The organism is Pantoea sp. SGAir0183 (assembly GCF_043545505.1).
In genome coordinates this window covers 4,101,794-4,115,562 of record NZ_CP028053.1, presented here as the reverse complement: position 1 = coordinate 4,115,562, position 13,769 = coordinate 4,101,794, and the positions used below count along the sequence as shown (strand labels likewise).

Annotated in this window: 11 protein-coding genes; 5 read left to right on the top strand and 6 right to left on the bottom strand. The window is 54.1% G+C overall.

The features are described 5' to 3' along the window. Positions 1-50 precede the first annotated feature (50 nt). Positions 51-260, top strand: a complete 210-nt coding sequence (locus C1N59_RS19180) for a YdgH/BhsA/McbA family protein (protein ID WP_006121592.1) — start codon at positions 51-53, stop codon at positions 258-260. A gap of 368 nt (positions 261-628) precedes the next feature. On the opposite strand, the gene sbmA is transcribed toward C1N59_RS19180, so the two are convergent. Beyond that, positions 629-1,876, bottom strand: a complete 1,248-nt coding sequence (gene sbmA, locus C1N59_RS19175) for a peptide antibiotic transporter SbmA (RefSeq protein ID WP_033739005.1) — start codon at positions 1,874-1,876, stop codon at positions 629-631. A gap of 275 nt (positions 1,877-2,151) precedes the next feature. Here sbmA and C1N59_RS19170 point away from each other — a divergent pair, with 275 nt between their 5' ends. Genes C1N59_RS19170 through C1N59_RS19160 form a run of 3 tightly spaced genes read left to right on the top strand, consistent with a single transcriptional unit; the run spans position 2,152 to position 5,992 of the window. Then, on the top strand, positions 2,152-2,883 hold the full coding sequence (locus C1N59_RS19170) for a gluconate 2-dehydrogenase subunit 3 family protein (protein WP_054634656.1): 732 nt from the start codon (positions 2,152-2,154) through the stop codon (positions 2,881-2,883). Positions 2,884-2,885: 2 nt separating this feature from the next. Beyond that, positions 2,886-4,670 carry a GMC family oxidoreductase gene (locus C1N59_RS19165; protein ID WP_006121596.1) on the top strand — a complete coding sequence of 595 codons (1,785 nt, stop codon included), beginning with the start codon at positions 2,886-2,888 and terminating at the stop codon, positions 4,668-4,670. Between the two features lie 11 nt (positions 4,671-4,681). Continuing rightward, positions 4,682-5,992 carry a c-type cytochrome gene (locus tag C1N59_RS19160; RefSeq protein ID WP_058702402.1) on the top strand — a complete coding sequence of 437 codons (1,311 nt, stop codon included), beginning with the start codon at positions 4,682-4,684 and terminating at the stop codon, positions 5,990-5,992. A 42-nt stretch (positions 5,993-6,034) separates the two neighbouring features. Here C1N59_RS19160 and C1N59_RS19155 read toward each other — a convergent pair whose 3' ends face one another. Both C1N59_RS19155 and C1N59_RS19150 read right to left on the bottom strand, forming a co-directional pair. Next, positions 6,035-7,447 carry an MFS transporter gene (locus C1N59_RS19155; RefSeq protein ID WP_394550094.1) on the bottom strand — a complete coding sequence of 471 codons (1,413 nt, stop codon included), beginning with the start codon at positions 7,445-7,447 and terminating at the stop codon, positions 6,035-6,037. Positions 7,448-7,754: 307 nt separating this feature from the next. Further along, positions 7,755-9,299: a methyl-accepting chemotaxis protein gene (locus C1N59_RS19150; protein ID WP_033739011.1), complete on the bottom strand. Its 1,545-nt coding sequence runs from the start codon at positions 9,297-9,299 to the stop codon at positions 7,755-7,757. Positions 9,300-9,871: 572 nt separating this feature from the next. Here C1N59_RS19150 and yjdN point away from each other — a divergent pair. Then, on the top strand, positions 9,872-10,309 hold the full coding sequence (gene yjdN / locus C1N59_RS19145; RefSeq protein ID WP_039339045.1) for a VOC family metalloprotein YjdN: 438 nt from the start codon (positions 9,872-9,874) through the stop codon (positions 10,307-10,309). A gap of 104 nt (positions 10,310-10,413) precedes the next feature. Here the strand turns inward: yjdN and C1N59_RS19140 are convergent, their stop codons facing one another. The 3 genes from C1N59_RS19140 to C1N59_RS19130 form a co-directional block, all read right to left on the bottom strand. Continuing rightward, entirely contained in the window at positions 10,414-11,280 is an 867-nt protein-coding gene (locus C1N59_RS19140; RefSeq protein ID WP_006121691.1) for a nucleoside-specific channel-forming protein Tsx, read from the bottom strand. Between the two features lie 274 nt (positions 11,281-11,554). Beyond that, positions 11,555-12,904: a sensor histidine kinase gene (locus C1N59_RS19135; RefSeq protein WP_054688410.1), complete on the bottom strand. Its 1,350-nt coding sequence runs from the start codon at positions 12,902-12,904 to the stop codon at positions 11,555-11,557. Next, complete coding sequence (locus C1N59_RS19130; RefSeq protein WP_033739018.1) at positions 12,901-13,560, bottom strand: response regulator; 660 nt, start codon at positions 13,558-13,560, stop codon at positions 12,901-12,903. The genes C1N59_RS19135 and C1N59_RS19130 overlap by 4 nt, the downstream gene beginning before the upstream one ends. Between the last annotated feature and the right edge of the window lie 209 nt (positions 13,561-13,769).

Genomic DNA, 13,769 nt, shown 5'->3' with positions numbered 1-13,769 from the left:
CACACAAGGCATGTAGCCTTATCTAAACGAAAAAGACCGAGGAATTGACCATGAAAACTATCAAAACTTTTGCTGCTTTAATCGCCCTGACTATTCTGCCTGCTGCGGCTTTTGCACAAACTGTGACGGCGACCGGCTCAACACTGGACAGCGCAGAAGCGAAAATTGCTGCTCAGGCGCAGGATGCTGGTGCTTCCTATAAGATCACCGAAGCGAACACCAACAACGGTGTGCACATGACGGCTGAGCTGTATAAATAAGCCTTGAACGTCTGTGCTGACAGGACGCCTGATGGCGTCCTGGCTCCGTTTTTAGCGCAACAGAACCTGTCACTTTACCGCCTCTACTCCGCTTTCCTGCATCATTCTGCCCCATCCGGCCTGTCTCTTTGACCAACAGATCGTTCGCTTAACCGTTCAGCCTTTGCCAGAAAAGCCCCTTGTATGCGCGCCATCATCCCTCAATGCTGCGCGTACCGGCGATAACCCGGGCGCGGATGTCGTCCTGAACGGACAACACCGCGGCATCATGCGCAATGAATGGCAGGAGAAGGAAAAGGAAAGTGGGGGAGACAATGCGGAATCGACCGCTGGTCGCCTGCGGCAACTACCCCAGGCGACCAGAAAGGTTATGACACCTCTTCTGAAGCGTCGTGCATCATTTCATCGTGCGGCACATCGTCCAGAATCTGTTCAAAACTGCGCAGACGTTTATAGATCGACATTAACTCGACCAGGGTGGACCACGAGGTAATGAGGTACTGGAACGATCCCCGAACCTGGTCAAACACGTTGGTGATCTGGTTCAGCAGGCCCAGCGTAATGGCACCGGCCACAATAGACGGGAACAACAGGAACAGCCCGAACACGTTATCCACCTGCAGATAAAGGATGCGGCTGATATTGAAGTAAAGATAGTGAAAATAGAGACGGAAATAGTTAATCCGCACATTGTGGAACAGCACTTTTACGGTCGGCGGCGTGGCGCGATCGGCGTGATCTTCGCCGTAAACCAGCTCTTTACGGTAAGCCGCTTCGACGCGCTGGTTACGGAACTCCAGGCCGGGAAGCTTAATGCCCACCAGCGCCAGCAGCGCCGTACCAAAGAGTGACCACAACACCGCCGCGATCACCAGCGCATAGGGGATGCTGCCCAGAATCGGGATACTTTTTACATGATGTGAAAGCGCCACCAGAACGGGTAAAAACGCCACCAGGGTCATAATGGCCTGAATGAAACTCACGCCCCAGCCTTCCAGCGTGGTAGCAAAGCGCATGGTATCTTCCTGCACACGCTGTGCCGCGCCTTCAACGTGGCGCAGGCGCTGCCAGTGATGCATATAGTAATTATTCATCGCAGTGCGCCAGCGGAATACCCAGTGGCTGATGAAAAAAGCATTCATCACGCCAATGACCACCGCAATCAACGCGATACCCAGGAAGGCGATAACCTGAGCATAAAATTCGGCAATCTGTACCGAACCGGCTTTCGTCAGCGCTTTTTGAATTAAATCGTAGAACGGGCCATACCAGGCATTGACGGCCACGCCAACCTGGACGCCAAACCAGGTCACAAAAATAATCAGCGCGGAGCCCCAGACCGACCAGCGCTGCCAGGGATGGTTATCAATGATGCGCCACGCAAGAGCGAACAGGGCAACCATCAGCCAGTAATAGCCATAGAACCATAACTCACCCGGCGCAATAAAGCGCATCACCGTCGTGGGCAGGGGCTGCCTGATGGCGGCCTGAAACGCAGGCCAGAAATGGGCCGGTAAATCGCTGGCAAAGCCAAACCAGGCAAAAATCGCCAGTAAACTCCAGATGGCCGCCGAACTGAAAAACGGCCCAGGTCGTGGAAAGAAAGACTTAAACATAGGTACTCCGCTGTTGTGTAATCGCTTTTATAACGTCTTAACGGCCATCTGTCTGTAGCCTGTTGTTTCTGAACATGACATTGACAACTTATATGTTAATGAAATTGTGCTTTTTTGTTTCCTTAAACTAAGTATTTGTCGGTAATGGTGTTACACTTAGCGCCACTGTTACCGGTAACAGCTTGTTGTACCCGAAATCCGCAAATAAAAACCACTACAACGCGCATTCACTTCTCTTTTTCGTACCGCAGTTGATGCGGTGATGAGGCAATGTCATGTCAGACCAGAAAAAGGGTCATTCACGCAGGGATTTTTTGCTGAAGACCATCACCCTGGCGCCCGCAGTGGCGGTAGGCAGCAGCGCATTGGGTGCCTTTTCTGCACCCGCTCAGGCACAGGCCGCAACGCCTGCCGAAAGCCAGGTCGCCCGAGACTATCAACCCAGTTGGTTTACTGCCGAGGAATTTGCGTTTATCAACGCTGCCGTGGCGCGGCTGATCCCCGCCGATGAACGCGGTCCGGGCGCGCTGGAAGCGGGCGTGCCGGAGTTTATCGATCGCCAGATGAATACGCCTTATGCCACCGGGGCCAACTGGTATATGCAGGGCCCCTTTAACCCGGATCTCCCCAAAGAAATGGGCTATCAGTTGCCGCTGGTACCGCAGCAGATTTACCGTCTCGGCCTGGCCGATGCCGACCAGTATAGCCGGCAGCAGTACGGTAAGGTCTTTGCCCAACTGAGCGCTGAACAGCAGGATGCGGCGCTTCAGGCGATGGAGAGCGGCAAGGCCCATTTCAGCCAGCTCCCCGCCAACGTGTTTTTCTCTTACCTCCTGCAAAACACCCGTGAAGGCTTCTTTAGCGATCCGATCCACGGTGGCAATCAGGGCATGGTGGGCTGGAAGCTCATCAACTTCCCTGGCGCCCGCGCCGATTTTATGGACTGGGTAGAGCGCGGTGAACGGTATCCGTTCCCGTCAGTGTCGATTCGTGGAGAGAGAAGCTGAGCATGGCAAATGAATTAAAGAAAGTGGATGCCGTGATTGTCGGCTTTGGCTGGGCAGGGGCCATTATGGCCAAAGAGCTGACCGAGGCCGGTCTGAATGTGCTGGCACTGGAACGCGGTCCGCATCGTGATACCTATCCCGATGGATCCTATCCACAGTCGATTGATGAACTGACCTATAACATCCGAAAAAAGCTGTTCCAGGATCTGTCCAAAAGCACCGTCACTATCCGTCATGATGCGTCACAGACTGCCGTGCCGTATCGCCAGTTAGCAGCTTTCCTGCCGGGCACCGGCACCGGTGGCGCAGGACTGCACTGGTCAGGTGTACATTTTCGGGTCGATCCGGTTGAGCTAAAACTTCGCAGCCACTATGAGGCGCGCTACGGTAAAAAGTTTATTCCTGAAGGGATGACCATTCAGGATTTCGGCGTGGACTATCAGGAGCTGGAGCCATTTTTTGATAAAGCAGAAAAAGTGTTTGGCACCTCCGGTAGTGCCTGGAGTATTCAGGGTAAGGTTGTCGGCAAAGACAAAGGCGGTAACCCGTTTGCGCCCGATCGCTCTGACAACTTTCCGTTGCCCGCGCAAAAGCGCACCTGGTCAGCACAGCTGTTTGCCCAGGCCGCCGAGTCAGTAGGCTATCATCCTTACGATCTGCCCTCGGCGAATACCTCAGGTCCTTATACCAACACCTATGGCGCGCAGATGGGACCGTGCAACTTCTGCGGCTACTGCAGCGGTTACGCCTGCTATATGTATTCCAAGGCCTCACCCAATGTGAATATCCTGCCTGCGCTGCGTCAGGAGCCAAAGTTTGAGCTGCGCAATAATGCTTATGTGCTGCGCGTCAACCTCACGGACGATAAGAAACGCGCTACCGGCGTCACCTATGTAGACGCGCAGGGGCGTGAACATGTGCAACCGGCAGATCTGGTCATCCTGTCAGCCTTCCAGTTCCACAATGTCCACTTAATGCTGCTGTCCGGCATTGGCCAGCCTTACAACCCGATCACTAACGAAGGCACGGTCGGACGCAACTTTGCCTACCAGAACCTGTCGACGCTGAAAGCGCTGTTCGATAAAAACACCACCACCAACCCGTTTATTGGCGCAGGCGGTGCCGGTGTCGGCGTGGATGATTTCAACGCCGATAACTTTGACCACGGGCCGCACGGTTTTGTCGGTGGATCGCCATTCTGGGTCAATCAGGCGGGCACCAAACCCATCTCGGGTCTGCCCACCCCGCCGGGAACACCTAACTGGGGTAGCCAGTGGAAGGCCGCCGTTGCCGATACGTACACGCATCACCTTTCTATGGATGCCCATGGTGCGCACCAGTCTTACCGCGTGAACTATCTGGATCTGGACCCGAATTATAAAGACGCCTACGGTCAGCCACTGCTGCGTATGACGTTTGACTGGCAGGAAAATGACATCAAGATGGCGCAGTTTATGGTGGGGAAAATGCATAAAATCGCCGAAGCCATGAACCCGAAAATGATCATTGGCGGGGCTAAAAAACCCGGCACACATTTCGACACCACCGTCTACCAGACCACCCACATCAGCGGCGGGGCGATTATGGGTGAGGATCCTAAAACCAGCGCGGTTAACCGCTATCTGCAAAGCTGGGATGTGCCTAACGTCTTTGTGCCTGGCGCATCGGCGTTTCCTCAGGGACTCGGCTATAACCCCACCGGCATGGTGGCGGCATTGACTTACTGGTCAGCGAAAGCGATTCGCGAGCAGTATCTGAAAAACCCAGGCCCTCTGGTGCAGGCATAAGGATGATGGCGATGAAAAACGGCATTTTAGCCCTGATTCTGGGCGGTATTTCCTTTGTTGCCCTGGCCGATGAGAGCACTAGCGATCTGATAAAACGCGGCGAGTATCTGGCCCGCGCGGGCGACTGTGTCGCCTGCCACAGCAGTGAAGGCGGCAAGCCCTTCGCAGGTGGCTTGCCGATGGCCACGCCGATTGGCACGATCTACTCAACGAACATCACGCCGGATAAATCGACCGGGATTGGTGATTACAGCTACGATGACTTTCAGAAAGCCGTGCGGCACGGTATTGCGAAAAATGGCGATACGCTCTATCCCGCCATGCCTTATCCCTCTTATGCGGTGGTCAGCGATGAGGACATGAAGGCGCTGTATGCCTACTTCATGCATGGCGTCGCCCCTGTCAGTCAGGCCAACAAAGCGAGCGATATCCCCTGGCCTCTGTCGATGCGCTGGCCGCTGGCGATCTGGCGCAACCTGTTCGCACCGGATGTAAAAGCGTTCCAGCCTGCCGCGCAGGAGGATCCGACGCTGGCGCGAGGCCGTTATCTGGTAGAAGGGCTGGGTCACTGCGGTGCCTGCCATACGCCGCGTAGCGTGACCATGCAGGAGAAAGCGTTAACCAACGCCGACAGTAACGATTATCTGGCGGGCAGCAGTGCGCCGATTGATGGCTGGACCGCCAGCAACCTGCGCGGGGACAACCGTGACGGCCTGGGCCGCTGGAGTGAGGATGACCTGCGCCAGTTCCTGCGCTATGGCCGTAACGATCACACCTCAGCCTTTGGCGGCATGGTGGATGTGGTTGATCACAGCCTGCAGCACCTGACGGATGACGACATCACGGCGATTGCCCGTTACCTGAAGTCGCTGGGTGCGAAAGATCCGCATCAGGTGGCTTTTAGCGTGGATGACGCGACCGCGAAGGCCTTATGGAAAGGCGATGACAGCCAGACAGGCGCTGCGGCCTATGTCGACAGCTGTGCGGCCTGCCATAAAACGGACGGCAGCGGTTATACACGCTTTTATCCCGCGCTGCGCGGCAACCCGGTGGTGATGGCGGACGATCCGACCTCGCTGATTCACATTGTGCTGGTCGGAGGCGAGCTGCGTGGGGTGAAGGGCGCGCCGTCAACGATTACCATGCCTGCCTTTGGCTGGCGTCTGAACGATCAACAGGTCGCGGACGTGGTGAACTTCATCCGTCACAGCTGGGGCAATAACGTACCGGGAACGGTCACCGCGAAGCAGGTGGCTGACCTGCGCAAGGATGTGAAAGATCGTCAGGGCAGCTCAGATATCAAGGTGTTAGAAGGCAAGTAACACGTACGTTGCAGCCTTCCCCCACCGGGGAAGGCTGCACGATCAAATATTTTCCAGCGTCACACCGCGCGTCTTAGGACCAAAAACGCCCACCGACAGCATCACCATCAGCATGCTCAATACAATAAAGGCGATGACGCCATGCGTACCGGTGTGCTGCAAAATCACGCCGATCAGAAGACTGCTAAAGGCGGTCGATAACCGACTAAAGGAGTAGCAAAAACCTACTGCTCGGGCGCGGATAGCGGTCGGGAAAATCTCGGTCTGGTAAGCATGATAACTGCAGGTCAGCCAGGCATTAGAGAAGGTGATCAAAAATCCACATATCACCAGCAACACCGGCTGAGTCTGCAGGGCAAACAGCGTTCCAAACACCACTGTCATCAGCGAAGAAAGGACGATTTGCCATTTATTCTCAAGCCGGCTGGTAAAGCTGCCACAAATCAACGAGCCGATGGGATAGGCCAGCGTGATAAAAAAGGCATACAGCAGGCTATGGGTAATGGACGTACCCTGCCCGGACAGCAGCGCAGGCAGCCAGTTACCAAAGCCGTAGAAGCCAATCGCCTGGAAGAAGTTCATTATCACCAGCATCAGGGTGCGGTTACGGTAGCGCGGAGCCCAGATGTCGCGGAAGCGGCTTTTCGTGTCAGAGGCTGCCGCAGGCTGTGAGTGCGTCAGGTGTTGGCCGGGCACGATGCCGCAGCGTTTTTCCATGGCCGACATCACGGCATGGGCGTCTTCATGCCGTCCCTGCTGGGCCAGCCAGCGGGCGGATTCCGGCAGGTTTTTACGCACCAGCCAGATAATCAGCGAGCAGACAGCGCCCGCGATGACCACCCAACGCCAGCCCTCCAGGCCCAGAATATGTTGCGGCATCAGCCACCATGACATGAGCGCCACTGTTGGCACCGATAAAAACTGAATAAAAAAGGAGAAGGCAAACGCCCGGTTACGCAGATGCGTGGGCACCCATTCGCTCAGGTAGGTGTCGATGGTTACCAGCTCCACGCCCAACCCAATACCGACCAAAAAGCGACACAGAATCACCATCTCTGCGCTGTGCTGAAACGCCATCAGTAACGAGAAAAATCCGTACCAGGCTAACGCACAGATAAAGGTCAGCCGACGGCCAAACCGATCGGCAAAAGGCGTAAGCAAACTGGCCCCCACAAATAAGCCCAGAAAGGTCGCCGACGCAAATGCGGCCTGATCGGTAATGCCCAGAATACCGGCGCTGCCCGCATGGAAAATGCCGGCGGCCAGTAACCCTGTGCTGATATAGCCGGTTTCAAACAGATCGTAGAGTTCAAAAAAGCCGCCTAACGCCAGTAGCGAGATGAATCGCCACAAACCGCCAGAAGAGGGCAGCGCGTCAATGCGCCCGGCTAAGCTGGTATGGGCAGTCGACGAGGCAGACGTCGGTGCCATCCCTGAAGTCAAGGCTGGTGTCATTTAGAGTAAACCTCATGTAAGGATGATGGCCATTCTCACTACAGGCAATAATCGCTTTGAAACAGGTGCCCGTTCGCGAGCAGGAAGCAGCAGAATAATCAATTCTCTGATTCTTGCCGATAGGAATAGTGGTGAATTTTTAACAGGGCAGAGTCCAGTTATGGCTGGATCGGATGGGCGGTCAGCGTTCTGACGCGGTGCAGAGAGAAATAAGGTCAAGTCAGATGCGATAACAGCCTGTCAGGTGGAGATATCACCTGACAGACTTCCCTGCCCGCCCCGCTTTTTTTCCGGGGTGGGCAGGCGATTAGGCGTCAGCCAGACGGAACGCCGACACGGAATGTGTCAGGTACTGCGCCTGCTCCTCCAGCGACGCGGCCGCGGCGGCCGATTCCTGCACCAGTGCGGCGTTTTGCTGGGTCACGCTGTCCATTTCGGTCACCGCCTTTTCAATCTGGCTGATACCATGATGCTGCTCATTGGAGGCCGTCGAAATGTGATCCATCAGAACGTTGACCCGGCCGACCGAGGCAATAATCGCATTCATCGCTTCACCGGTCTGGCTGACCTGATCGGAGCCGACCCGGATTGTCGCCACCGATTCTGCAATCAGTCCTTCAATTTCTTTTGCCGCCACCGCACTGCGCTGGGCGAGATTGCGTACTTCGCCCGCTACCACGGCAAATCCGCGACCTTGCTCACCGGCTCGCGCGGCTTCAACGGCCGCGTTCAACGCCAGAATATTGGTCTGGAACGCTATGCCGTTAATGACGTTGGTGATGTCTTCGATTTTTTTCGAACTCTCGTTAATTTTTGACATGGAAACGATGACCTGCTGGGACACGTGTTCGCCGCTCTCCGCATTCTTCACGGCTTCGCTGGCCAGACGGCAGGCTTCAAAGACATTGTCCGTATTTTGTTTCACGGTCGCGCCCAGCTGCTCCATACTGGCGGCCGTTTCGGTCAGGGCTGCGGCCTGCTGTTCCGTGCGCGAGGCCAGGTCAACGTTGCCGCTGGCAATTTCCTGCGAGGCGAAAGAGACCGCCTGGGTTGCCTGGCGGACGCGGGTAATAATGCCGGTCAGCGCGGTACGCATGCTTTCCATAGAGGTCATTAACTGCTGAATCTCGCTCTTTGAACCGGTATTGACCGGCACCGGTTTGTCCAGAATTCCTGCGGCAATCTGGCTGCAGTGGGCTTTGGCGTGATCAAGCGGCGATAAAATATAGCGTCTGACAAAGACCAGTATGGCCACGATAATGGCAAGAAACAGCACACCAAATACGACTAACAACAGGATCCCAGAGGAAAAGTTGCTCTGGGCATCCGTATTGAGCTTCTTCGCAAAGGCTTCATGTTGTGCCAGCACCTTGTCCAGGACAATTTCATACTGGCGATCCAGGCGCACGACGTTTGCGATCTGGTTTTTAAAGCGCTGCTGGTCCCCGGCCTCGGCCGCTGCGATTAAAGGCTGAATGCCCTGATCGCGGTAGGCCAGGTAAGCCTGACGATAGCGTTCTGCTTCCGCTTCTTCTCCCGGAATACGTGGCGCGTTCAGATAAGCCTGGAAAGCGGCATCGGCTTTAGCGGCAACGCTTTTTACGCTGTCCAGTGAAGCGGCGCCCTGCGGGCCACCATTCTCCGTCTCTTTCATGTACTCCATCAGACGGACGCGTAAGGTACGACTGTGGTTGATGGGGTCAATCACCGACAGCACCACACGAATTTCTTTATTCACGGCATTAAGTGACGCGTTGCTGCGGGCCAGTAACCAGATGCTGACGGAAATACTGATAAGAAAAAGAATTAACAGAAAAGACAACACCAACAGTGATGATTTTTTTAACGACATAACACAGTCCTGAACTGGGGGATTATGGACAAGATATATCGGCATCCTGGGGCTAAATATTTAGCTGGAACGCACCGAAATAAGCACAGAATTAAGTGCATAAAACATAAGCGAAATAATGAACCAACTGATTCACTATTATCAGGTTGACATTTCGCTTGCCGCTTCGGTTATTTCATGCTTTAACGCCGGTGGCATGGTTTTCAGGTCCAGTAATAGGTTGAGTCAACGAGGAAGTGCAAAGCAGGAAAGTGCGGTTGTCAGCATTTGTCTGAACAGTTCATTTATTATTTATTTTAAGGCATTGTAATTTAAGGGTTAATTATAATCCTTGCAGTAGTAAATAAAAGTGACTATTGCCTGTGAGATAATATGGTTATTAACACGTAAAACATTATTAGCGTACCAGGCATTGATTTAATTGAAAAAAAACGGGGGCGACGTCTCAGGCGATTGGGTAAATCCTCTGAAAGGAGATTCTTTGCGCCGTTATGAATCCTCTTCTCTGCGCTGTCGTCTACACTTATTACTTCTTTATAAGGAAGTTTCTACTCACCTGTATCGAGGTAATAATGCAAGTATGTCCTTATTTGTTTCTCTATGGTCGCTGTGAAGAGGCGATGGAATTCTATTTGCAGGCAACAGGTGGACAGCTGCTGCAAAAAATGACGTTTGGTGATATGCCGGAGCAGGGTGAACAGATTGGCGACCAGTCTGCACCCCCGTTGCCACCTGAAAAAATTATGCATGCGCATCTGCGTATCGGGCAGGGCGAACTGATGATGAGTGACGGCAATCCTGACCAGCCACCGGCGTCAGAGCACGCAGGCTATGCCGTCAGTCTGGCGACCACGGATGCAGAACAGGGTAAAGCCTGGTTTGAAAAGCTGTCGGCAGGCGGGAAAGTCACCACACCGTGGCAAAAAACTTTCTGGTCTGATGGCTTCGCCATGTTTATTGATAAATTCAATATTCCGTGGCGCATTAACGTTGTTAAATCAGACGAGTAATTTGTCGGTGATGCCGTTCAACGGCGTTGGATGGCGCATACAACAGCGGCCTTCCCAGGGGGAAGGCCGCCGTCAATTACCGTGCCTGTCTTGCAACAAACTGATCAGAAGTTATAGCCAGCCACCAGATAGTAACCCCAGCCCGTTGATTTAATTTCAGACGCGCTGCTGCCAAAACCTAACTCCTGACCGTCTCCCCACTGACCGCCGTTATGGAAGTAACGCGCCACAGCAGAGAAGTGCCAGTGCTCGTAGCCCAGTGACAGGATATGACTGGAGGCGATGGAATTACTGGTACGGATCGGCCCGGTCTTATCACGCAAGTCTGAGCCCCAGTCGAAGTTGGTAAAGCCTACATAGCCCAGGTTACCACCCCACAGTGTGGTGATTGGCACGAAATACTTCACCTTAAAGCGATAGCCGTCCCAGCTGTCTTCGTTTGCAGCACCGTAGTTTTCCCACTGGTACTTGGCATAGACGTTCAGTGACAGACCGATATCGCTGTGCGTATCGATGTCGGTGCCCAGGCCCATGTACCAGGTGTTCTGGCGGTTTGCGCTGTTACGGCCCATATCGTAGATATAGTTGTTGGCAAAATACCACTCTTTAAACGGACCGAAAGCCAGGCTGGTGCCGGTCAGTTTATCAATAGAGAAACGCGGTTCGATTTCCATGAACAGCGGTGAACCGTGGTCGAAAATACCGTTGGCGTTGTTGTTACCTACGCCAAAGAAGTTTGGCAGGTCAACGTAGCCGTAAAAATCAAACCAGTCTTTTTTGGCGAACGCTTCGTATTCAAGATAGACATCGTTATTGAACTGGGGCCCGAAGCGGGTGTGGTAACTGCCCACCACGTTGACGCTCTGATGCCACCAGTCGGAAAGGTACTGGGGATCGTTTTCTGCAGCCTGCACTGCACCGTTCAGGGAGCCTGCCAGCAGGGCACCTGCAACTAACGTTTTAAATTTCATTATATTTGACCACTGGTTTTCATACGCAAGACAATCGTTTGCGTGCTGTTTGGAAATCAATCCCAAAGGTTGGGCAGTAATGTACTCAGGCCGCCTGTTTTAGTTAGCGTAGCGTGCCTGTAACAGAGAGATAGAAAATAGCTTTTGATCACATTTGTCAAAATGTGTTGCATAACAATTCATCATAATTGTGATGATTGTCACAATATAGGGTTGTGGCGAACGGAACCAGGCAACCGTTTACGTTGTCGGGTTCCGAATCGATCGGCAGGAATCAGGGAAAGGTAACGCGCACCTGAAAACCGCAGCGCAGGCCTTGTGCGTCCCGACAGTTGGCAAGGGCAACGTCGATATGGTGTTTCTGGGCGATGCTGCGCACGATAGACAGACCTAAACCGCTGCCCTGCGCTTTAACGTCGGGTGAACGGGCAAAGCGATCGAATGCGCGTTCAAGAAAGGATTCCGGTACACCCGGACCGTTATCAACGATGTCGACAACGGTTTGTCCCGCCACACGATGCAGCAGCACATCGACCATGCTGCCTTCAGGCGTATGTAACATCGCGTTGCCAATCAGATTATCAAACAGGCTGCGAAGTTCGGAACGCCCGGCCTGCAGTCGATAGTGCGTGGTGCCGCTAAAGCCAATGTCGATACCGCGTTTATCCGCCACAACCATGAGCTGTTCAATACTCTCTTTCAGCACATCTTCCAGATCGATATTTTCGAGGTGCGCGACGACTGACTGATCTTCCCAGCGCGACATATTCAGCAGTTGAGTGACCAGATGGCGCGTGCGGGTCACACCTGATTCCAGTTGAGCGAACTGACGGCTGGCCTCGCCGGGTTGAATGTGCTGACGCAGATTTTCCAGTTGCAGCGTGACGGCGGTGACTGGCGTCCGCAGTTCATGAGCGGCATCTTCCATAAACTGACGTTGTGAAGACCAGGCGGCACGCAGTTTATCCAGTAAGGAGTTGTAGGCCTCAACCAGGGGCTGAATTTCGTCGGGCAGCCGTTCCGGCGATACGCTGTGGGGATGGTGCGCATCCTGGGCGGCGATTTCTCGCGAGGCAACGCGCAAATCCCGGGTGATCTTGCGCACGACCAGCCAGATGACCAGCAGCGACAGCGGCATCATCAAAATCAGCGGAATAATCGCCGACAGCGCCCGTCGCACCATCATCTCTTTCATGTAGCTCAGGTTCAGCATGACCTGAATGGTTTTAATCTCACTGCCTGGCTGACCGGAACGGGTGTAAATGCGCCATTCACAGTCGCGGCAGTCACCGATCTGCACGTCTTTGTAGCCATTTTCCGGCTGTAAGGGCGCATGCAGCTCTGGCCATGAGCTGGATCGTAACCGGCCCTGCGCATCCCACAGTTGAATGACAAAGGCACTTTTGATCTTATGCGCAGGCGCAATCACCGGCATCAACGGGGGGATTTCACGGTTAACGGACCACGCATCGGCCAGCTTGGCGAGCTGTTCGTCCTTAATGACGCCAACCATTTCGCCGTAGCAGTTAAAAAAATACCAGGCGACACCGCCAATCATCAGTAAATGAATCAACAGCAGGGTACTGAGTAATTTATTTCGTAATGAACGCATAAAGATTTTCATATTGCCGGTACTCGCCAGCCCAGCCCACGCACGTTGCGAATCACATCATTATCCAGCTTGCGCCGCATCCCGTGGATAAGAACGTCCACGGCATTGCTGCTGACTTCTTCGCCCCAGCCGTAGATACGGTTTTCCAGCTGTTCACGTGACAGAATGGCACCGGGCCGCTCGAGCAGAGCATAAAGCAGGGCATATTCCCGGGCGGTGAGCTGTTCACGCTGCCCTTTGTACAGGACTTCGCGGGTCAACATATCCAGTTGAACATCGCCGCTGCCCAGCACCGAATCGGCAGAACCATGGTGGCGTCGGGTGATCGCGCGCATACGGGCCATGACTTCCTGCAGATCAAAGGGTTTGAGCAAATAGTCATCTGCCCCGTAATCCAGGCCCTGTACCCGCTGAGCGACTGTGTCGCGTGCGGTCAGAATTAATACCGGTGTGGCATCACCGCGCCCACGTGCGCGTCTGAGCACCTGCAACCCGTCGTCGCGAGGCAGACCGAGGTCAAGCAGCACGCAACTGTAACCGCCTTCGCTCCAGGCATTGTGCGCATACACGCCATCGCGTACCCAGTCGACAGACCAGCCCGCGGCTTCCAGCGCCTGCTGTAAATTGGCACCGATCATTTCATCATCTTCAACCAGCAACACGCGCATGGATGACGTCCCCCAGAAAAATGACCCCAGTGTAGCGCTGGATTATTAGCGCAGAATTATTGCTGTTACCAGCCTCAGCACTCTTACCGCTCCGGCCGGGAAGGCGACAAAACCTGGCGTCGGTGCAGGCATGGAGCGCTTTGCTAATTCTGCGCTAATTTTCCGCTAATTAAGGGATAAATTTAGCGCGCTAAAGTGTGTTCCTGCAC